Source organism: Lysobacter sp. Soil_C_15, from assembly GCF_057657315.1.
In genome coordinates this window covers 189,540-209,696 of sequence record NZ_JBDGIR010000006.1, presented here as the reverse complement: position 1 = coordinate 209,696, position 20,157 = coordinate 189,540, and the positions used below count along the sequence as shown (strand labels likewise).

Annotated in this window: 14 protein-coding genes; 8 read left to right on the top strand and 6 right to left on the bottom strand. The window is 70.4% G+C overall.

What is annotated here, in order from left to right; all coding sequences use genetic code 11:
• Window positions 1-103 precede the first annotated feature (103 nt).
• The 5 genes from AC3A57_RS15730 to folE all read left to right on the top strand — a co-directional run bounded on the left by AC3A57_RS15730 (window position 104) and on the right by folE (window position 8,181).
• Window positions 104-3,274, top strand: coding sequence for an efflux RND transporter permease subunit (locus AC3A57_RS15730; RefSeq protein ID WP_487579778.1), 3,171 nt, complete (start codon window positions 104-106; stop codon window positions 3,272-3,274).
• The gene (locus AC3A57_RS15725) at window positions 3,267-4,718 is read left to right on the top strand and encodes an efflux transporter outer membrane subunit (protein ID WP_487579777.1); all 1,452 of its coding nucleotides are present in this window, start codon (window positions 3,267-3,269) and stop codon (window positions 4,716-4,718) included. The genes AC3A57_RS15730 and AC3A57_RS15725 overlap by 8 nt, the downstream gene beginning before the upstream one ends.
• Window positions 4,719-5,176: 458 nt before the next feature.
• Window positions 5,177-6,865, top strand: a complete 1,689-nt coding sequence (locus tag AC3A57_RS15720; protein WP_221670757.1) for a sensor domain-containing diguanylate cyclase — start codon at window positions 5,177-5,179, stop codon at window positions 6,863-6,865.
• Window positions 6,866-6,997: 132 nt separating this feature from the next.
• Window positions 6,998-7,360, top strand: a complete 363-nt coding sequence (locus AC3A57_RS15715) for a hypothetical protein (RefSeq protein ID WP_487579776.1) — start codon at window positions 6,998-7,000, stop codon at window positions 7,358-7,360.
• Window positions 7,361-7,587: 227 nt separating this feature from the next.
• The gene (folE, locus tag AC3A57_RS15710) at window positions 7,588-8,181 is read left to right on the top strand and encodes a GTP cyclohydrolase I FolE (protein ID WP_487579775.1); all 594 of its coding nucleotides are present in this window, start codon (window positions 7,588-7,590) and stop codon (window positions 8,179-8,181) included.
• Between the two features lie 195 nt (window positions 8,182-8,376).
• Here folE and AC3A57_RS15705 read toward each other — a convergent pair whose 3' ends face one another.
• Together AC3A57_RS15705 and gltB are read right to left on the bottom strand one after the other, a co-directional pair.
• The gene (locus AC3A57_RS15705; RefSeq protein ID WP_487579774.1) at window positions 8,377-9,909 is read right to left on the bottom strand and encodes an FAD-dependent oxidoreductase; all 1,533 of its coding nucleotides are present in this window, start codon (window positions 9,907-9,909) and stop codon (window positions 8,377-8,379) included.
• A gap of 307 nt (window positions 9,910-10,216) precedes the next feature.
• On the bottom strand, window positions 10,217-14,686 hold the full coding sequence (gene gltB / locus AC3A57_RS15700; protein WP_487579773.1) for a glutamate synthase large subunit: 4,470 nt from the start codon (window positions 14,684-14,686) through the stop codon (window positions 10,217-10,219).
• Between the two features lie 484 nt (window positions 14,687-15,170).
• Between gltB and AC3A57_RS15695 the strand changes: the two genes are divergently transcribed.
• The 3 genes from AC3A57_RS15695 to AC3A57_RS15685 all read left to right on the top strand — a co-directional run bounded on the left by AC3A57_RS15695 (window position 15,171) and on the right by AC3A57_RS15685 (window position 17,861).
• Entirely contained in the window at window positions 15,171-16,436 is a 1,266-nt protein-coding gene (locus AC3A57_RS15695) for a TCR/Tet family MFS transporter (RefSeq protein WP_487579772.1), read from the top strand.
• An 83-nt stretch (window positions 16,437-16,519) separates the two neighbouring features.
• On the top strand, window positions 16,520-16,753 hold the full coding sequence (locus tag AC3A57_RS15690) for a hypothetical protein (protein ID WP_487579771.1): 234 nt from the start codon (window positions 16,520-16,522) through the stop codon (window positions 16,751-16,753).
• Window positions 16,754-16,802: 49 nt separating this feature from the next.
• Window positions 16,803-17,861 (top strand): DNA topoisomerase IB, encoded by a 1,059-nt coding sequence (locus tag AC3A57_RS15685; RefSeq protein ID WP_487579770.1) that lies wholly within the window; start codon window positions 16,803-16,805, stop codon window positions 17,859-17,861.
• Between the two features lie 12 nt (window positions 17,862-17,873).
• On the opposite strand, the gene AC3A57_RS15680 is transcribed toward AC3A57_RS15685, so the two are convergent.
• The 4 genes from AC3A57_RS15680 to AC3A57_RS15665 form a co-directional block, all read right to left on the bottom strand.
• Complete coding sequence (locus tag AC3A57_RS15680) at window positions 17,874-18,311, bottom strand: barstar family protein (RefSeq protein WP_487579769.1); 438 nt, start codon at window positions 18,309-18,311, stop codon at window positions 17,874-17,876.
• Entirely contained in the window at window positions 18,308-18,838 is a 531-nt protein-coding gene (locus AC3A57_RS15675; RefSeq protein ID WP_487579768.1) for a guanyl-specific ribonuclease, read from the bottom strand. The genes AC3A57_RS15680 and AC3A57_RS15675 overlap by 4 nt, the downstream gene beginning before the upstream one ends.
• Before the next feature lie 236 nt (window positions 18,839-19,074).
• Window positions 19,075-19,494, bottom strand: a complete 420-nt coding sequence (locus AC3A57_RS15670; protein WP_487579767.1) for an I78 family peptidase inhibitor — start codon at window positions 19,492-19,494, stop codon at window positions 19,075-19,077.
• 115 nt (window positions 19,495-19,609) lie between these two features.
• Window positions 19,610-19,933 (bottom strand): I78 family peptidase inhibitor, encoded by a 324-nt coding sequence (locus AC3A57_RS15665; RefSeq protein WP_487579766.1) that lies wholly within the window; start codon window positions 19,931-19,933, stop codon window positions 19,610-19,612.
• Between the last annotated feature and the right edge of the window lie 224 nt (window positions 19,934-20,157).

Here is a 20,157-nt window from a genome sequence, read left to right as displayed (position 1 = left end):
GGGCCTGACGCTCGAGCCCCGGTTCAAAAGCAATCGAAGGCCGCGCCCGCGAAGGGCGCGGCCGGGGACTCATGCGGCCGCAAACCGCACCAAGGAATCCTTCATGGACTTTTCCAAATTCTTCATCGACCGGCCGATCTTCGCCGCGGTGTTGTCGATCGTGATCTTCGCCGCCGGCCTGATCGCGATACCGATCCTGCCGATCAGCGAATATCCCGAAGTGGTGCCGCCCTCGGTGATGGTGCGCACGGTGTATCCGGGCGCCAATCCCAAGGTCATCGCCGAAACCGTCGCCACGCCGTTGGAAGAGGCGATCAACGGCGTCGAAGACATGATGTACATCAAGTCGGTCGCCGGCTCCGACGGCGTGCTGGCGATCACCGTCACCTTCCGTCCCGGCACCAACCCCGACGATGCCGCCGTGCGCGTGCAGAACCGGGTCAGCCAGGCGCTGGCGCGACTGCCCGAGGACGTGCGCCGGCAAGGCGTGACGACCCAGAAGCAGGCGCCGGTGTTCCTGATGGTGGTGCACCTGACCTCGCCCAACGGCAAGTACGACACCCTGTACCTGCGCAACTACGCCCGCCTGCACGTCAAGGACCAGTTGGCCCGGCTGCAGGGCGTGGGCGACGCGCAGATCTTCGGCGGCGGCGACTACGCCATGCGCGTATGGCTGGATCCGGACAAGGTCGCCTCGCGCGGCCTGACCGCCGGCGACGTGCTGCGCGCGATGCGCGAGCAGAACGTGCAGGTCTCGGCCGGCCAGCTCGGCGCCGAGCCGATGCCCAATAGCGAGTTCCTGACCCTGATCAACGCCAAGGGCCGCCTGCAAAGCGAGGAAGAGTTCCGCAACATCGTGGTCAAGAGCGGCGCCGACGGCGAAATCGTCCGCCTCGGCGACGTCGCCCGCCTGGAACTGGGCGCCGGCGACTACAGCCTGCGCTCCCAGCTCGACGGCAAGAACGCGGTCGGCATCGGCATCTTCCAGTCGCCGGGCGCGAACGCGCTGGAGATCCAGGAGCAGGTGATCGCCAACATGGATCGCCTGTCCAAGAGCTTCCCCGAGGGCATCAAGTACGAAGCGGTGTACGACACCACCATTTTCGTGCGCGACTCGATCAAGGCGGTGGTCACCACCCTGCTCGAAGCGATCGCGCTGGTGGTGCTGGTGGTGATCCTGTTCCTGCAGACCTGGCGCGCCTCGATCATTCCGCTGCTGGCCGTGCCGGTGTCGGTAGTCGGCACCTTCGCCGCGCTGTACCTGCTCGGCTTCTCGATCAACACCTTGAGCCTGTTCGGCCTGGTGCTGGCGATCGGCATCGTGGTCGACGACGCGATCGTGGTGGTGGAGAACGTCGAGCGCAATATCGAAGAAGGCCTGAGCCCGCTGGAAGCGGCGCACCAGGCGATGAAGGAAGTGTCCGGACCGATCGTCGCCATCGCCCTGGTGCTGTGCGCGGTGTTCGTGCCGATGGCCTTCCTGTCCGGCGTCACCGGCCAGTTCTACAAGCAGTTCGCGGTCACCATCGCCATCTCCACGGTGATCTCGGCGATCAACTCGCTGACCCTGTCGCCGGCCCTGGCCGCGCGCCTGCTCAAGCCGCACGGCGCGGCCAAGGACGCGCCGACCCGCCTGATCGATCGCCTGTTCGGCTGGCTGTTCCGCCCGTTCAACCGCTTCTTCAACTCCAGTTCGGAGAAGTACCAGGGCGCGGTATCGCGCACCCTGGGCAAGCGCGGCGCGGTTTTCGTGGTGTATGCGGCGTTGCTGGTCGCGACCGGCCTGATGTTCAAGGTGGTGCCGGCCGGCTTCATCCCGCTGCAGGACAAGCTGTATCTGATCGCCGCGGTCAAGCTGCCGGAAGGCGCCTCGATCGCGCGCACCGATGCGCTGCTGAAGAAGGTCACCGACGTCGCCGGCAAGATCGACGGCGTGCAGAACACGATGGCCTTCCCCGGCCTGAACGCGGTGCAGTTCACCAACACGCCCAACACCGGCGTGGCGTTCCTGCCGCTGAAGCCGTTCAACGAACGCAGCCGCACCGCGGTGGAGATCACCGCCGAGCTGAACCAGAAGATCGCCGGCTTCCAGGAGGGCTTCAGCTTCGCCCTGATGCCGCCGCCGATCCTCGGCCTGGGCAACGGCGCGGGCTACCAGATGTTCATCCAGGACCGCAACAACCTCGGCTACGGCGCTTTGCAGAACGCGGTCAGCGCGTTCCAGGGCACGGTCATGCAGACCCCGGGCATGGGCTACGCCAACAGCACCTACCAGGCCAACGTGCCGCAGCTCGACGCCGAAGTCGATCGGGTCAAGGCCAAGGCCCAGGGCGTACCGCTGACCGAGTTGTTCGACACCCTGCAGACCTACCTGGGTTCGGCCTACGTCAACGACTTCAACCAGTTCGGCCGCACCTGGCAGGTCATCGCCCAGGCCGACGCTTCCTATCGCGACAGCGTCGAGGACATCGCCAACCTGCGTACCCGCAACGACCGCGGCGAGATGGTGCCGATCGGTTCGATGGTCACGGTCAAGCAGACCTTCGGCCCCGACCCGGTGCTGCGCTACAACGGCTACCCGGCCGCCGACATCGCCGGCGACGTGGATCCGCGGGTGATGTCCTCGGCCCAGGCGATGGACGTGGTCAAGGACGTGGCCGGCAAGGTCCTGCCCAAGGGCATGGAAATCGAGTGGACCGACCTGAGCTACCAGCAGGCCAGCCAGGGCAACGCCGCGCTGATCGTGTTCCCGCTCGCCATCCTGCTCGCCTTCCTGGTGCTGGCGGCGCTGTACGAAAGCTGGACCCTGCCGCTGGCGGTGATCCTGATCGTGCCGATGTGCATGCTCTCGGCCCTGCTCGGCGTGTGGCTGACCGGCGGCGACAACAACGTGTTCGTGCAGGTCGGCCTGGTGGTGCTGATGGGCCTGGCGTGCAAGAACGCGATCCTGATCGTCGAGTTCGCCCGCGAGCTGGAACTGCAGGGCAAGGGGATAGTGGAAGCCGCCCTGGAATCCTGCCGCCTGCGCCTGCGCCCGATCGTGATGACCTCGATCGCGTTCATCGCCGGCACCGTGCCGCTGGTGCTCTCGCACGGCGCCGGCGCGGAAGTCCGCTCGGTCACCGGCATCACCGTGTTCGCCGGCATGTTGGGCGTGACCCTGTTCGGTCTGTTCCTGACCCCGGTGTTCTATGTCGCGCTGCGCAAGCTGGTCGGGACCAAGCTGGTCTCGCACGGCGACCACCACAGCGCTCTGGAGAAGGTTCATGCGTAATCTGAAACTCCCCGCCGTCGCGGCGTTGAGCCTGGCCCTGGCGGCCTGCGCGGTCGGTCCGGACTATGTCCGGCCGACCCTGGCCACGCCGGATTCGTTCGCCCGCGGCGACGCCGCCGCGGCCACCGACGGCAGCGTCGCGCCGGAACCGGACAACGAGTTCTGGCAGAACTTCAACGATCCGCTGCTGACCCGGCTGATCGAGGAGTCGCTGTCGGCCAACCACGACCTGCGCATCGCCCTGGCCAATTACGACCGCGCCAACGCCTTGTTGCGCGGGGCCAAGTTCGACCGCTTCCCGACCATCACCGGCAGCGCCAGCGGCAGCGAGTCGCGCTCCAGCTCGGACCAGATGCCGAACGTGTCCAACGACGGCCGCGACAACGAGAGCTACGCCGTCCAGGCCAACGCCAGCTGGGAGCTCGACCTGTTCGGCCGGGTCCGGCGCGGCATCGAGTCCTCGCGCGCCGAGACCTGGGCCAGCGCGGCCGACCTGCAGGCGATGCAGGTTTCGATCGTCGGCGAAGTCGCGCGCAGCTACGTCGAACTGCGCGGCCTGCAGGAACGCCTGCGGGTCGCCCGGGTCAACGCCGACAACCAGAAGGAAACCCTGCGTCTGGTGCAGGCGCGCTTCGACGCCGGTCGCGGCACCGAGTTCGACACCTCGCGCGCGCGCGCCCAGCTCGAAGCGACCTTGGCCCGGGTGCCGAACCTGGAAGCCCAGGTCGCGGTCACCCAGCACCGTCTGGCGGTGCTGAGCGGACAGACCCCGGATGCGCTGATCGCCACGCTCGACGGCGAGGCGCAGCTGCCGGCGTTGCCGGCCCGGCTCGACGCCGGCACCCCGGGCGAGCTGTTGCGCCGTCGGCCCGACGTGGCCGCGGCCGAGCACCGCCTGCACGCCGCCACCGCGCGCATCGGCGTCGCCACCGCCGACCTGTTCCCGCGCTTCACCCTCAGCGGCCTGATCGGCTCGCAGGCGATCGACACCAGCGCGCTGTTCGAACGCGCCAGCGAGACCCGCCTGGTCGCGCTCGGCATCGACTGGTCGTTCCTCGACATCGGCCGCGTCCGCGCCCGGATCAAGGCCGCCGACGCCCAGGCCGAAGGCGAGCTGGCGCGCTATCAGCAGAGCGTGCTGCTGGCGCTGGAGGACACCGAGAACGCGCTGGTGCGCTACGCCCGGGCGCGGGTCGAGGACCAGCACCTGGAGCGCGCCGCGCAGGACAGCGCCAAGGCGGCGCAATTGGCGCGGGTGCGTTACGAGGCCGGCGCCGCCGACCTGTTCGAGGTGCTCGACGCCGAACGCACCCAGTTGCAGGCCCAGGACGCGTTCGCCGATGGCCGCACCCGCAGCGTCACCGGCGCGATCGCCCTGTACAAGGCGATGGCCGGCGGCTGGCCGGGCCGCGAACCGGTGCGCGAGAGCGTGGCCGGGCGCTGAGCGTCGCGGCGGGGAGGCTCGTCGGCCGCGGGCCGATGAGCGCTCCCGGCCGATAGTCCGGCCGCGGCGAGTGCTGCATAGGTTTCTTGACCGGCGCGATTCCCGGGGCGCGGCGCGGCCCTTCCCCTCTCGATCGCCGCGCACCGGCGCCGGTCTTTTTGTCGTCCCGCGGCGGATCGGCCTGGCCGGTCCGCCGTCCGAGGCCCAGCGGCCCTCCGGGCGGCCGCTTTCCTCGACCTGTTTCCTCGACCCGACGGTCCGGTCGCGACGTCCCGCGGCGCGGCCCGCCCGCCGCCGGAACGGCGGACGCGACCTGGTAGCGCGTCCGCCGTGCTATGGCGCAGCGGCCGGATCGTCGGTTTTTTGTTCGCGCCAAGCGGCGTCGGCCCCGCCCCCGCACGGCCCCGCACCGTCTCGGCTAGACTGCGGTGCTTCGGACGTGGGAGCGGACTGACGGTATGCGCATCGGCCTGTGGGCGCTGTTGATCGCGTTGGCCTGCGCCTGCCTGCCGGCCGCCGCGCAATCGCTGAAGGTCGAGGTCTTGCTGACCGATACCGACCTGCAGGCGCCGCCGGCCGGTGCGCCGGTGATCATGCGCCTGGTCGCCGAACGCCCCGACGAGGTGATCCGTTTCAGCCTGCCGCGCCGCGACGCCGGCTATTGGCTGCGGCTGACCAGCCAGCGCGCGGTCGCCGCGCACGAGGGCCAGCTGCTGGTGCTGCGTGGCCCGCGGGCGATGGGGCCGTTGCTGTATTACCCGCCCGGTGCCGGCGCGCGCGAGGTCGAGGATGCCGAGCACGGCGGCGTGCCGCTGATGCGGCGTGGCTGGGTGCTGGCCCTGCCCAACGGCTGGCCGCCCTCGTCGGTGGCCTACCTGCGGATCAAGGGCCGCGCGGCGATGAGCGAGATCCGCCTGTCCTTCGCCAGCATTCCCGAACTGGCCCGGCAGGAGCGCGGCGACGCCCGCTTCATGGCCGCCGCGTTCACCGCGATGATGCTGATGGCGGTGGCGATGGTCGGCGTCTGGGTCGCGTTCCGCGACTTCGTCTACCTCGGTTACGGCGCCTACCTGGCTTGCATCGCCACCTACCTGCTGTTCCTGTCCGGCGACGCCTCGGAAATGTGGGGCCTGGCCGGGCTGGCCAGCGAGCCGGCGATCGGCTGGGCCCTGGCGACCCTGGCGACGATCTTCCAGCTCGGCTTCAGCCTGCGCTTCCTCGACCTGCCGCGCCTGATGCCGCGGGTGACCTGGGTGCTGCGCTTGATCCAGTGGGCCAACATGTTCTGGCTGCTGGTGCTGGTGGTGCTGCGCGAGCAGTCCTACGGCTGGTGGTACATCGGCGGCAACGCCCTGCTGCTGCTCGGCGTGCCGCTGATGCTGGTGATCGCGGTGATCGCCTGGCGCCGCGGCGCGCCCTACGCCGGCTATTACCTGCTGGGCTGGACGCCGATGCTGGTGTTCGCCGCCGCCCTGGCCGCCAACACCCTGGGCCTGCAGGATGCCGAATGGGCCGAGCGCGGCCTGGCCCTGACCGCGGTGCTGGAGTCGGCGGTGCTGGCGCTGGCGCTGAGCCAGCACGCCGCCAACCGTCACCGCATCCTGTTGCTGGCGCGGCAGTCGGTCGAACGCGATCCCTTGACCGGCGCGCTCAACGCCCAGGTGCTGGAACAGATGCTCGAGGCCTGGTCCTCGCCGGGCAGCCTCAACGTCAACACCTACGGCCTGTTGCTGGTCGACCTGGACGGTTTCGGCGAGATCAACGCCCGCTACGGCCGCGCGGTCGGCGACGCCCTGCTGCAGCAGGCGCTGTCGCGCATGCGCGGCGTGCTGCGTCCCGACGACACCATCGCGCGCATGGAAGGCGACTGCTTCGGCATCGTCAGCGAATGCGAGCGGGTCGAATGCGAACTGCTGGCGCGGCGCATCGCCGACACCTTCGCCCGCCGCCCGTTCCGCATCGACAGCCACGAGATCCCGATGAGCGTCAGCATCGGCCTGGCCATGTCGCAGCGCGGCGAGTCGGTGCCGCAGCTGTTCGACCGGGTCGGCCAGGCCCTGCGCAACGCCATCTCGGCCGGCCGCAACGCGGTCAGCGTGGCCCAGAACAGCGGCCGCGACGTGGCCACCGCGCTGCTGCCGGACTGAGCGCCGTCACGCGGCGCTAACGAGGCTGAGCGCGCTGAACGAGACCGCGCCGGTCTTCACCTGCATTGCATCGGCTCCGGCCTAGCTTAAGGCCCAGGCAAGCGCGGACCGCCCGCGCTCGGTTCAGGGGCCATGAGACAGCACGACGAAAAGGAAGTCGGCGCCGCAATGGCCGAGGTCATCGCCCCGGGCGAGTACCGCGAGCATTTCCATCGCGAGTACCGGTTCGCCCCGTATTACAGCGCCGGCCGCGAATGGCTCGATTACGAGCCGGCGTACCGCTACGGCTACGAGCGTTTCCTGAATTGCTGCGGCCGCCGCTTCGAAGAGGTCGAAGCCGACCTGGCCCGCGACTGGAGCGGCCACCGCGCCAGTTCGCGCCTGCACTGGTCCGAAGCGCGCGAGGCGGTGCGCGACGGCTGGCACCACATCGAGCGCAGCCTTCCGCATGCGCTCGACCGACCGCCGCGCCGTGCGCCGCGGTCAGCTCCCTAGGTCTCTCTCCCCCGGGGAGTCTTGAGGTCGTCTTCGGGCGGCCTCTTTTGTTTTTGGGGACTCGGGACTCGGGACTCGGGACTCGAAAAGCGAAAGCGGTCGGCCTGCTCTTGCGAGTCCCGAGTCCCGGCCGAAGGGCCACAAGCCCAAGATCCCGGCCGAACCGGCATGCCGGCCCGGGCCCGCCTGCGGTAGCATTTCGGTCCCCCTTTGCCAGAGGCCGTCTCATGGCCGATACCCCCGACAAGCCGTCCCGCGAACAGGCCGAGGCTGCGGTCCGCACCCTGCTCGCCTGGGCCGGCGAAGATCCCCGCCGCGAGGGCCTGCTGGACACGCCCAAGCGCGTGGTCGAGGCCTATGGCGACTGGTTCAGCGGCTACACCGACGATCCGCGCGAGTACCTGGCGCGCACCTTCGAGGAAGTCGCCGGCTACGACGAGATGATCGTGCTGCGCGACATCGAGTTCGAAAGCCATTGCGAGCACCACATGGCGCCGATCATCGGCAAGGCGCACGTCGGCTATCTGCCCAACGGCAAGGTCGTCGGCATCAGCAAGCTCGCGCGTGTGGTCGAGACCTATGCGCGCCGCTTCCAGGTGCAGGAGAAGATGACCGCGCAGATCGCCCAGTCGATCCAGGACGTGCTGCAGCCGCTCGGCGTCGGCGTGGTGGTCGAAGCCACGCACGAGTGCATGACCACCCGCGGCGTGCACAAGCGCGGGGTCAGCATGATCACCTCGAAGATGCTCGGCATGTTCCGCGACGACGCGCGCACCCGCGCCGAGTTCCTGCGCTTCATCGACGTCGGTCCGGGGCGCTGAGCGTCCGCTATCGCGCGGCCCTGATCCGCCCCCTGCGGGGCGCCTGCTCCCGCCAGCGGCAGAAGGGACGGCGCTGCGCCTGGCGCCGATCGACCTGCGGTTAGGTCGTTTGCCGGCGCTGCAGAGGCCGACAGAACGCATGCTCTGCTTCCAAGCCCCTCTCCCGCGTGCGGGAGAGGGGTTGGGGGGCCGCCCTCAGCCCGCCCGCGCCAGCGGCGTATCGCCCGTCGCCGCCAGCGGCGCCCGCTCGCTGAGCAGGCGCACGATCCCCGCCGCCGCCTCGCGGCCTTCGAACGCCGCGGTCACCACCAGGTCGGCGCCGCGCACCGCGTCGCCGCCGGCGAACACGCGCGGATGGGTGGTCTGGTAGGGCAGGCCGGCACCGGCGGCGCTGCGCCGCGAGGCGCAGCCTTCGCTGTTGGCCAGGATCTTGATCCGGCCGTTGGGCGCCAGCTCGATGCCTTGTTCGGCCAGCCATCGCGGCGCATCGGGCTGGAAGCCGAAGGCGATGATGACCACGTCGGCCTCGAGTTCGGATTCGCTGCCGGCGACGACTTCGGCGTTGCGGCGGCCGCGCGCGTCGGGTTCGCCGAGCCGGGTCTCGGCCACCCGCACGCCGCGCACCGTCTCCTCGCCGAGCAGCGCCAGCGGCTGGCGGTTGAACAGGAATTCGACGCCTTCCTCGCGCGCATTGGCGACTTCGCGCGCCGAACCCGGCATGTTGGCTTCGTCGCGGCGGTAGACGCAGCGCACCTGCGCCGCGCCCAGCCGCACCGCGCTGCGCACGCAGTCCATGCCGGTGTCGCCGCCGCCGAGCACGACCACGCGCTTGCCGCGCAGGTCGGGCAGTTCGATCTGGTCTTCCCAGCCGGCGATCGGCTGCGAACGCACCGAGTCGCCGTCGGAATGCACCACGCGCCCGTTCTGGACCAGGAAGGGCAGGGCCGGCAGTACCTGGCGCAGGTCCTGCCCGGGCAGGCCGCCGTCGGTGTAGCGATAGGCGCCCAGGCCGAGGAACACCGCATCGTATTCGGCCAGCAGCGCGTCGAAACTCAGGTCGCGGCCGATCTCGACGCCGAGGCGGAACTCCACGCCCATGCCTTCCAGCACCTCGCGGCGCTGGCGCATCACCGACTTCTCCAGCTTGAAGCTGGGGATGCCGAAATGGAGCAGGCCGCCGACGTCTTCGTAGCGATCGAACACCACCGCCTGGATGCCGGCGCGGGCCAGGCGGTCGGCGCAGGACAACCCGGCCGGGCCGGCGCCGACCACCGCCACGCGGTGGCCGCTGGCCTGCACCGTCGACAGGTCCGGGCGCCAGCCGCTGGCCAGGGCGTTGTCGACGATGTACTTCTCGACCGCGCCGATGGTGACCGCGCCGAAGCCGTCGTTGAGCGTGCAGCTGCCTTCGCACAGGCGGTCCTGCGGGCAGACCCGGCCGCAGATCTCCGGCAGGGGATTGGTTTCGTGGCACAGCGCCGCGGCTTCGTGCAGGCGGCCTTCGCGCGCCAGTTCCAGCCAGTTCGGAATGTAGTTGTGCAGCGGGCAGGCCCAGCTGCAGTAGGGGTTGCCGCAGTCCAGGCAGCGGCCGGCCTGCTTCTTGGCTTCGACTTCGGCGAAGCGGCCGTACAGCTCGCCCCAGTCGCCGTCCAGGCGCAGTTGCAGCGGAATCCGCGCCGGCATCTCGCGCGGCGCATCGCGGAATTGGAAGACGGGCTTCTTGCTCATGCTTGCGTGACCGGCTGGCGTTGTCGACAGGAGGTGTTGGAGATCGCGTTAGGAGCAACGGCAAGGGCAAATCCCCCCTGGCCCCCCTTTTTCAAAGGGGGGAATCCGATCGGTTCTACCGGCCGGGACTGAAGGTCTGCGCTCGGGTGCTGAAAACGCGAAATTCCAATCATCGTCGTCGCTTCCGTCTTTGCCTGGGCCAGAAATCCGGCCTTTGCCTTTGCCGTTCCCCCCTTTGAAAAAGGGGGGCAGGGGGGATTTGCTTGCGCCGTTGCCTGTGCCGTCGCCTGCGAGCGTCCCATCGCCGTCACGCCGCGCTCTTCAAGGCTTCCGCCAGCGATTCCAGGCTCGCCGCCTTCGGCTTGACCAGCCAGAACTTGCCGAGGAAGTCGCGCATCTCGTCGAGGATCTTGCGCGCCCACGCGCTGCCGGTGAGGGCGGCGTGGGTCTCGAGCAGATCGTGCAGATGCGAGCGGTGGTGCTCGAAGCCGTCGGCGGAGATGCGCAGAATGTCGATCAGCTCGTGGTTGTAGCGGTCGACGAAATCGCGGTCGACGTCGAGCACGTAGGCCATGCCGCCGGTGAAGCCGGCGCCGAAGTTCAGGCCGGTGCGGCCGAGCACCGCGACCACGCCGCCGGTCATGTACTCGCAACAGTGATCGCCGGCGCCCTCGACCACCGCGGTGGCGCCGGAGTTGCGCACCGCGAAGCGCTCGCCGGCGCGGCCGGCGGCGTACAGCTCGCCGCCGGTGGCGCCGTACAGGCAGGTGTTGCCGAGGATCGGCGTCTCATGCGCGACATAGCGCGCGCCGTGCGGCGGGCGCAGCACGATGCGGCCGCCGGCCATGCCCTTGCCGACGTAGTCGTTGGCTTCGCCGGACAGCTCGAACTGCAGGCCGCCGGCCTGGAACGCGCCGAAGCTCTGCCCGGCGGTGCCCTGGAAGCGCAGGGTCAGCGGCGCGTCGTTCATGCCGCGGTCGCCGTGCAGGCGGGCGATGCGGCCGGACAGGCGCGCGCCGATGCTGCGGTCGGTATTGCGGATCTTGTAGCTGTATTCGCCGCCGGCCTTGCCGGCGATGACCTCGGCCAACTCGCTTTCCAACTGCGCCGACAGCCCGTCGGGCGCGTCCGGCGGCGCCGGCATGCCGCAATGGCCGCCGTGGGCCAGGCCGTCGCCGGCCAGCAAAGGGGCCAGGTCCAGGCGTTGTTGGCGGCGGCTGTCGCCGTCGCGCTGGCGCAGCAGGTCGGTGCGGCCGACGATCTCGCCCAGGCTGCGCACGCCCAACGCGGCCAGCCAGTGCCGCACTTCCTCGGCAAGCAGGCGGAAGAAGTTCTCGACCCGTTCCGGCAGGCCGGTGAAATGGTCGCGGCGCAGGCCGGCGTCCTGGGTCGCCACGCCGGTGGCGCAGTTGTTGAGGTGGCAGATGCGCAGGTACTTGCAGCCCAGCGCGATCATCGGCGCGGTGCCGAAGCCGAAGCTCTCGGCGCCGAGCAAGGCCGCCTTGACCACGTCCAGGCCGCTCTTGAGGCCGCCGTCGGTCTGCAGGATCACCCGCTCGCGCAGGTCGTTGGCGACCAGCGCCTGGCGCGCTTCGGCCAGGCCCAGTTCCCACGGCGTGCCGGCGTAGCGGATCGACGACAGCGGGCTGGCGCCGGTGCCGCCGTCGTGGCCGGACACGGTGATCAGGTCGGCGCCGGCCTTGGCCACGCCGGTGGCGATGGTGCCGACGCCGGCGTGCGAGACCAGCTTGACCGAGATCAGCGCCTGCGGATTGACCTGGCGCAGGTCGTGGATCAGCTGGGCGAGGTCTTCGATCGAATAGATGTCGTGGTGCGGCGGCGGCGAGATCAGGCCGATCCCGGGCATGGCGTAGCGCAGCCGCGCGATCAGTTCGTTGACCTTGTGCCCGGGCAACTGGCCGCCTTCGCCGGGCTTGGCGCCCTGGGCGACCTTGATCTGCAGCACCTCGGCGTTGACCAGGTATTCCGGGGTCACGCCGAAGCGGCCGGAGGCGATCTGCTTGATCTTCGACACCTTGTCGGTGCCGTAGCGGGCCGGGTCTTCGCCGCCTTCGCCGGAATTGGAACGGCCGCCGAGCCGGTTCATCGCGATCGCCAGCGCTTCGTGCGCTTCCGGCGACAGCGCGCCCAGGCTCATCGCCGCCGAGTCGAAGCGGCGCACGATGGCCTCGACCGGTTCGACCTGGTCGAGCGGGATCGCCCGCGACGGATCGGCCTGCAGATCGAGCAGGTCGCGCAAAGCCGCGGTCGGGCGCTCGTTGACCGCTTCGGCGTAATGCTGCCAATCGCTCCACTGGCCGCTGCCGACCGCGCGCTGCAGGCGGGTGACCACGTCGGGATTGAACAGATGGTACTCGCCGCCCGGGGTGTACTTGAGCAGGCCGCCGATCTCCGGCAGGCGGTTGGCGTCCCAGGCGATCTGGGCCAGCAGTTCGTTGTCCTGCTGCAGCTGTTCGAAGCCGGCGCCGCGGATGCGCGAGGGCGTGCCGGCGAAGCACAGCTCGACCACCTCCGGGTCCAGGCCGATGATCTCGAACAGCTGCGCGCCGCGGTAGCTGCCGATGGTGGCGATGCCCATCTTGGAGATGATCTTGAGCAGGCCCTTCTTGATCGCGCGCCGGTAGCTGCGGCCGATCTGGGCGACTTCGCCGTGCTTGGTGCGCAGGATCCCGCGCGCGCCCAGGTCGTGCAGGGTCTGGTAGGCCAGGTAGGGATACACCGCGGTCGCGCCGAAGCCGATCAGGCAGGCGAAATGATGCGGGTCGCGCGCGGTGCCGGTCTCGATGATCAGGTTGGCGTCGCAGCGCAGGCCGACCCGGACCAGGTGCTGGTGGATCGCGCCGGTGGCGAGCAGGGCGTGCATCATCAGCGCGTCGCGGCGCGGGCGCCGGTCGGTGACGATCAACAGCACGTTGCCGTCGCGGGTGGCTTGCTCGGCCTCGCCGCAGATCCGCTCGATCGCCGCCTTGAGGCCTTCCTCGGCGGTGTAGTTGAGGTCGATGTAATGGTGCGACTGGTCGTACGGCGCCATCGACAGCAGCTGGCGCAGCTTGCGCTGGGCCAGCACCGGCGAGTTCAGGTGGATGTGGCCGACATTGCCCGGCACGTCGACGAAGATGTTGCCCTCGCGCCCGATCTGGGTCGCCAGCGACATCACGCAGTCCTCGCGCAGCGGGTCCATCGGCGGGTTGGTGACCTGGGCGAAGGCTTGGCGGAAGTAGTCGTACAGCGGCCGCACCTGCTGCGACAGCACCGCCATCGGCACGTCGTCGCCCATCGAGCCGGTGGCTTCCTGTTCGATCTCGGCCAGCGGGCGCAGCACCTGTTCGCGTTCTTCGCGGGTCAGCTGGAACAGCTTCTGGAAGCCCGACAGGGTCTCGTGGTCGAAGGGCTCGGCGGCCAGGTTGGGGTCGATCAGCTCGCTGTGCAGGTAGGTCATGCCCTGCTTGAGCCAGCGCTTGTACGGCGCGCGCGCGCGGTTGATGCGGTCGATCGCTTCGGAGTCGAGCAGCTCGCCCTGGTACAGGTCGGCGGCGATCATCTCGCCCGGGCCGAGCTTGCCCTTGGCTTCGATCTCCTCGGCCGGCAGCTCCCACACCCCGGCTTCGGAGGCGATCAGGAAATGGCGGTCGCGCGAGCGCAGCCAGCGCGCCGGGCGCAGGCCGTTGCGGTCCAGGGTGCAGGCGGCGTAGCGGCCGTCGCAGGTGACGATGCCGGCCGGGCCGTCCCAGGGTTCGGAGTTGAGCGCGTAGTACTCGTAGAACGCGGCCAGGTCGGCGTCCTTGTACTCCAGCGACTGGGTCGCCGGCGGAATCAGGATCCGCATCGCCTTGAGCAGGTCCATGCCGCCGGCCTGCAGCACCTCGAGCATATTGTCCAGGCTCTGCGAGTCGGAGCCGTCGAGACTGACGATCGGGTCGAACTCGCGCAGGTCCAGGGTCGGGGTGCGCCAGGCATGGGCGCGGGCCTGGGCCCAGGCGCGGTTGCCGGCGACGGTGTTGATCTCGCCGTTGTGGGCGAGCAGGCGGAACGGCTGCGCCAGCGGCCAGCGCGGGGTGGTGTTGGTGGAGAAGCGCTGGTGGAACACCACCGCGCTGGCGGCCAGTTCCGGCCGCTGCAGATCGGGGTACAGCTGCATCAGCCGATCCGGCAGCACCATGCCCTTGTAGCCGATGCTGGCCGCCGACAGGCTGACCACATAGAAATCGCGGAACGCCTCGGCGTCGGTGCGGCGCAGGCGCTGCTCGGCGCGGCGCCGGGCCAGGAACAGCGAACGCTGGAACGCGGCCGGGTCGAACGGGGTGGCGGCGTCGACGAAGATCTGCTCGATCCGCGGCACGGTGCTGCGCGCCAGGCGGCCGCAGGCGCCGAGGTCGACCGGGACGATGCGCCAGCCGGTGACCCGCATGCCTTCGGCGCGCACGGTCTCGTTGAGGGTGTCGCGGGCCTGCGCGGCCAGCGCCGGATCGTGCGGCAGGAACACCAGGCCGGCGGCGAAATGCGCGCCCGGGCGGATGTTGGCCTCGCGCGCGATCAGGCGCAGGAACGCGTCGGGGTGACGGATCAGCAGGCCGCAGCCGTCGCCGCTGAGACCGTCGGCGGCGACCGCGCCGCGGTGGGTCATGCGCGACAGCGCCTCCAGAGCGCGATCGACCAAAGCGCGGCTGGGACGATCGTCGAGTTGCGCGATCAGCCCGAATCCACAGCTGTCCCGTTCGTCGCGGGGGTCGTACAGACGTTGTTGCTTGGCTTGCATCGCATCTCCGGACCGTGGGTGCTCCGTGATCGCTAGCTCGCTACCGCTGCGCGTTGTGGTGTCGCCGTTTCCCTTAGTGGTGCATCCCTAAGTGCTGTCCCCAACGCGAGCGCGCTCGCGCGATGTCGTCGCTGTTTTCGCCGTAGGTGTTGCCGTCACGCAGGGCGCATCGGCCAATGGCGCGGGAGTTGCCTCCGCACCGCGGCGTCCGAACCGAGCGTGTTTCGACTAAACCACAATTTGTGCGATGCGGCAATTCGCTCCGGGCGCAGTCGCGGCGTGCAAGTCGGCAGGCCCCGTCTTGTGAGCGCGCGTGCTAACAAGCGCCTTTGTAAGTCTATGAAGACGTTGGAAAAATTCCCGATTCCGCAGACAATTGGTAACGTAAGAAACCATCGTGCGGCGACTATCGCCAGCGGCGCCGGCCCACCCGCGCGCTAGACTGCGCCGCAAGGACGCCCCCACCGCCTCTTTCGCCCCTCTCATGACCATTGCTTCCGCTCCCGTCCCGGGCGCGCGGCGCGCTGCGCTGCTCTTCATCTTCATCACCGTGCTGATCGACGTGCTGTCGTTCGGCCTGATCATTCCGGTGCTGCCGCACCTGATCGAGAACTTCGTCGGCGGCGACACCGCCAAGGCGGCGTACTGGGTCGGCGTGTTCGGCACCGTGTTCGCGGCGATCCAGTTCGTGTTCTCGCCGATCCAGGGCGCGCTGTCGGACCGCTACGGCCGCCGGCCGGTGATCCTGCTGTCCTGCCTGGGCCTGGGCCTGGACTTCATCCTGATGGCGGTGGTCGACACCCTGCCGTTGCTGCTGGTCGGACGGATCATCGCCGGCATCACCGCGGCCAGCTTCACCACCGCCAACGCCTACATCGCCGACATCACTCCGCCGGAACAGCGCGCCAAGAGCTTCGGCATGATCGGCGCGGCGTTCGGCGTCGGCTTCGTGATCGGGCCGGTGATCGGCGCCTATCTGGGCGAGATCGACCTGCGCCTGCCGTTCTGGTTTTCCGCCGGCCTGGCGTTGCTGAACTTCCTGTACGGCTGGTTCGTGCTGCCCGAGTCGCTGCCGCCGGAGAAGCGCACGCCGCGCTTCGACTGGAGCCACGCCAACCCGTTCGGGGCGCTGGTCCTGCTCAAGCGCTACCCGCAGGTGTTCGGCCTGGCGGCGGTGGTGTTCATCGCCAACATGGCGCACTACGTCTACCCGAGCATCTTCGTCCTGTTCGCCGACTACCAGTACCACTGGGGCCTGCGCGAGGTCGGCTGGGTGCTGCTGGCGGTCGGTGTGTTCAACATCATCGTCAACGTCGGCCTGGTCGGCCGGGTGGTGGCGCGGCTGGGCGAACGCCGCGCGCTGCTGCTGGGCTTGAGCTGCGGCGTGACCGGCTTCGTGATCTACGGCCTGGCCGAAACCGGCTGGCTGTTCCTGCTCGGCCTGCCGATCAGCGCGCTGTGGGCGATGGCGGCGCCGGCGACCCAGGCGCTGATCACCCGCCAGGTCGGCGCCGATGCCCAGGGCCGCATCCAGGGCGCGCTGATGAGCCTGGTCTCGCTGGCCGGCGTGCTCGGTCCGGCCTTGTTCGCCGGCAGCTTCGGCTATTTCATCGGCAAGCACACGCCGCTGCACCTGCCCGGCGCGCCGTGGTTCATCGCCGCCGCCTTGCTGGCGATCGGCGTGGCCATCGCCTGGCGCTTCGCGCGCGCGCCGGCGGCCGCGGCGCCGACCGCGGACGCGGCGGCCTAACCGATGGCACAGGCGCGGTAGCGGGGCGGCGGCGACACTGGCCGCCTGTTCCGCACCCCGTGTTCCCACGCCGGAGTCCGTCCATGCGCCTGCTCGCGCTTCCCGCGTTCGCGCTCGTCGCCGCCCTCAGCGGCTGCGGCAGCGTCGAATACCGCGACACCAACGCCGCCGTCGATGCGCGTCCCGAATGCACCAGCGGTCCGCAGCGCCCGGGCGAATCGCCGCCGGCCTGGTGCGAGCGCAAGCTCGAGGCCAAGTGGGGCTCCAGCGACAGCAGCGAACCGGTCGATTTCAAGCAGCGCGACGAGCGGCGCTGAACCTGCGGCCTTGTCGCGGTCTTGACGCCGCCCCCCGTATGGCTGGGGCATGAGCGAGGCCAACCCCAACCGCCGCGCCGCGCGCGCGGCCGGTCTGCGTTACGTCAACGACGGCGAGCCCGGCATCGGCCGCCGCCGCGCCGGCCGCGGTTTCAGTTACGTCGACCCACGCGGGCGCAAGCTGCGCGCGGCGCGCGAATTGGCGCGGATCCGCGCCTTGGCGATTCCGCCGGCCTACACCGACGTGTGGATCTGCCGCGACGCGCGCGGCCACCTCCAGGCCACCGGCCGCGATGCGCGCGGGCGCAAGCAGTACCGCTATCACCCGCAATGGCGGCAGGTGCGCGACGAGGGCAAGTTCGAGCGCGCGCTGGAGTTCGCCCGCGCTTTGCCGGCCTTGCGCCGCAGGGTCCGGCGCGACCTGGCCGCGGCGGGCTTTCCGCGCGACAAGGTGCTGGCGATGGTGGTCGCGGTGATGGCCGAAACCCTGTTGCGCATCGGCAATCACGAATACGCGCGCGACAACCGCTCGTTCGGCCTGACCACGCTGCGCAACCGCCACGTCGAGTTCCTGCGCGGCGGCCGGGCGCGGTTCCGCTTCCGCGGCAAGAGCGGCCTGGCGCAGCGGGTCGAGTTGGACAACGCGCGTCTGACCGAGTTGGTGCGGCGTTGCCAGCAACTGCCGGGACAGGCGCTGTTCCAGTACCGCGACGACGACGGGCGGCTGCAGCCGGTGGATTCCGGCGCGGTCAACGATTATCTGCGCGAGACGATGGGAGAGGCGTTCACGGCCAAGGACTTCCGCACCTGGGGCGGCACCGTGGCGGCGTTCCGGCGCCTGGCGCAACTGCCGCTGCCGCCGCCCGCGCGCGGCGGCGCGCCCAGCGAGCGCGCCTTGAGCGCGGCGCAGAACGCGGTGATCGGCGAAGTCGCCCAGGCGCTGCGCAACACGCCGGCGGTTTGCCGCAAGGCCTATATCGATCCGGCGCTGTTCGTCGGCTGGCGCGAGGGCCGGTTGCCGCGCTATGCGCAGGGCGCGCGCAGCGAACGGCAGTGGGAACAGGCGGCGCTGCGCTTCCTGCGCGCGTCGCGGCGCCGGCGCGGATGAGCGCCGCGCGGATCAGGGCGCCATCTGCGCCAGCTCGGCCTGCGGCAAGGGCAGCAGGGTCCAGAACGCAATACGCTGCTTGGCCCAGTCCTGGGCGGCATCGTTGAGGATCTCGACCAAGGTCGCCGCGTCTTCGCCGTGCTGCGCTTGCCAGGCGCCGGCGTGTTCGATCAGCAACAGGTAGCCAGGCGCCGGCCACCACGACAGGTCGTTGACGCTGTCGTCGAGCGCGTCCCAGTTGCCGCCGAACCAGTCGGGGAAGCGCAGGCCGCGGGCGATGCGCGCCAGCGCGTCGTCCTTGCCGGTGCAGTCGGCGAAGTTCACCCGCGCTACCGCGAACTCGAGTTCGGTCGCGGCATCGGCGAGGGCGCGCGCATCGCGCGCATCGACGAAATAAGCGCCGGCCTGGGCCGGGTCGGCGAGCAGTTCGCGCGGATCGACCGAACTCATCGCGCGTCTCCGTCGGGTTCGAAGCGGGTGAAGCTGCGGTAATGGTCGTCGGTGTAGTAGTACTCGCTCGGCGGATCGCCGCCGGTGACGATGCGGCGCGCGCCGCGGTCGTTCTCGCCGGGCGTGTCGACCGTGTACTCGCGGTAATAGCCGCGCGGCTGCCGCGGCAGGCGGCGTTCGCGGTTCTGGAAGGTGCCGCCATCCTGGCGGTGCTCGAACGGACCGCCGGCGGCGATCCGGCGCAGCACCTCGGCCGCCTCCGGCGGCAGCGCGACCGGCCGGATCGGGGGTACTTCGTCGTGGCCGCTGCGGTTGGGGACGCTGCGGTTGGGGACGCTGCGGTTGGGGACGCTGCGGTTGGGGACGCCGATCGGCGTCGGCGTCGGCGTCGGCGTCGGCATCGGCGTCGCGATCGTGCTCGGCGCCGATGCGGGTGTAGCGGGCGCGGGAGCGCGTTCCCCGCGCTGGCTCCAGGCCCACAGGCCGATCAACAACACGGCGGCGATCAGCCACAGATGGCGGCGCATGACGGGCTCCTGGCGAACCGCGGCAGTGTAGGCCAAACGCGTGGCGCCGGCGCTGCGCCGCGCCCGATCGTCGCCGGCTACCGCGGCCTCCGCGCCGTGAGCGCGGCGACGGGATCGCGGCATCGCAGTGCGGCCGACGCCTGGCCGGGCGAGCGGTGCCGCGTCGCTGCGACGGATCGGGCCGGCCGGTCCATCGCAGCGCAACGCCGTCGCGTGGTGGCGCCGGCGGCGCAGGCTCAGCCGCAGCTGACGCTGGTCACCACGTTGTTCTCGTCGACGTAAACATTGACCCGGCCCTCGCGGTATTCCTTGGTCACGAACTGGCCGGGCTTGAGCACCCGCACCAGGTCGCCGCCGGCATCGACGCGGGCGCGCTCGACCGTGGCGGTGTCGGCGACCTTGCCGGCCGCATTGGCCTGGGCGAGCTCGGCATTGCAGCGCGGGCGCGGCGGCGGCGGCGCCGGTTCGCCCGGAGCGATCGCGGCGCTGTCGGCGGGCGGCGGAGCCTGTTCGGCCGAACTGGGCATTTCATCGGCCTTGGGCGCGCCGGCGCAGGCGCTCACGGCCAGCGACAGCGAACCGGCGAGGGCGACGCCGGCGAGCAGGCGTCGCAGGGACGAGGGGGCGTAAGACGGGCGCGGAGTCCGGTTCGGCATGGCGGTGTCCTGGGCGAATGCGCGCGCGGCGCGGTCCGGCCGAGCCTGCCGTCCGGCGGCTGTGCCCAGGGTTAACGCCGGCCGCGGATCGTCCGATCCGCGACCGCAGTCGCGCTCAGCCGCAGCGCAGGCCGGTGATGGCGCCGCGTTCGTTGACGTCGATGTTCAGCCGGTCTTCGCGGTAGTCCATGGTCGCCGCGGTGCCCGGTTCCAGCACCCGCACCGAACGGCTGCCGCTTTCGACCCGGGCGCGTTCGACCACGTCGGCCGAGGGCGAGCGGCCGACCGCCCAGCGCGCGGCTTCGGGATTGCAGACGCCGGGGCGGGAGCCCGGGCCGCCGCCGACGTCGGTCGGCGGAATCGGCGTGGCGCAGGCGGCCAGCAGCAGCGGCACCGCGGCGGCGGGGAACAGGACGCGCAATCGGGCGAAGGAGGACATGGCGGGGCTCCTGATCGTTGTGTCGCGAGCCTGCGGCCGGCGACGTGTGCGGCGCATGAAGGCCGCGGGCCGCGCAGTGTAGCCGGCGCCGATGACGCCCGAACGCGCCCGACTGTGCGGTTTCCGGCGGCTGCGGCCCGCAGGCCGGCAGCGCCGGTTTCACGGGGTAGGAGCGACGCAAGTCGCGACCGCGCTCTTGCCCGTCGCGTCGACCCGATCCGCAA

What these genes read in the sequence shown, in the direction of transcription:
- AC3A57_RS15730 (WP_487579778.1), top strand. Translation starts at nt 104, where the DNA reads ATGGACTTTTCCAAATTCTTCATCGACCGGCCGATCTTCGCCGCGGTG.
- AC3A57_RS15725 (WP_487579777.1), top strand. Translation starts at nt 3,267, where the DNA reads ATGCGTAATCTGAAACTCCCCGCCGTCGCGGCGTTGAGCCTGGCCCTG.
- AC3A57_RS15720 (WP_221670757.1), top strand. Translation starts at nt 5,177, where the DNA reads ATGCGCATCGGCCTGTGGGCGCTGTTGATCGCGTTGGCCTGCGCCTGC.
- AC3A57_RS15715 (WP_487579776.1), top strand. Translation starts at nt 6,998, where the DNA reads ATGAGACAGCACGACGAAAAGGAAGTCGGCGCCGCAATGGCCGAGGTC.
- folE (WP_487579775.1), top strand. Translation starts at nt 7,588, where the DNA reads ATGGCCGATACCCCCGACAAGCCGTCCCGCGAACAGGCCGAGGCTGCG.
- AC3A57_RS15705 (WP_487579774.1), bottom strand. Translation starts at nt 9,909, where the DNA reads ATGAGCAAGAAGCCCGTCTTCCAATTCCGCGATGCGCCGCGCGAGATG.
- gltB (WP_487579773.1), bottom strand. Translation starts at nt 14,686, where the DNA reads ATGCAAGCCAAGCAACAACGTCTGTACGACCCCCGCGACGAACGGGAC.
- AC3A57_RS15695 (WP_487579772.1), top strand. Translation starts at nt 15,171, where the DNA reads ATGACCATTGCTTCCGCTCCCGTCCCGGGCGCGCGGCGCGCTGCGCTG.
- AC3A57_RS15690 (WP_487579771.1), top strand. Translation starts at nt 16,520, where the DNA reads ATGCGCCTGCTCGCGCTTCCCGCGTTCGCGCTCGTCGCCGCCCTCAGC.
- AC3A57_RS15685 (WP_487579770.1), top strand. Translation starts at nt 16,803, where the DNA reads ATGAGCGAGGCCAACCCCAACCGCCGCGCCGCGCGCGCGGCCGGTCTG.
- AC3A57_RS15680 (WP_487579769.1), bottom strand. Translation starts at nt 18,311, where the DNA reads ATGAGTTCGGTCGATCCGCGCGAACTGCTCGCCGACCCGGCCCAGGCC.
- AC3A57_RS15675 (WP_487579768.1), bottom strand. Translation starts at nt 18,838, where the DNA reads ATGCGCCGCCATCTGTGGCTGATCGCCGCCGTGTTGTTGATCGGCCTG.
- AC3A57_RS15670 (WP_487579767.1), bottom strand. Translation starts at nt 19,494, where the DNA reads ATGCCGAACCGGACTCCGCGCCCGTCTTACGCCCCCTCGTCCCTGCGA.
- AC3A57_RS15665 (WP_487579766.1), bottom strand. Translation starts at nt 19,933, where the DNA reads ATGTCCTCCTTCGCCCGATTGCGCGTCCTGTTCCCCGCCGCCGCGGTG.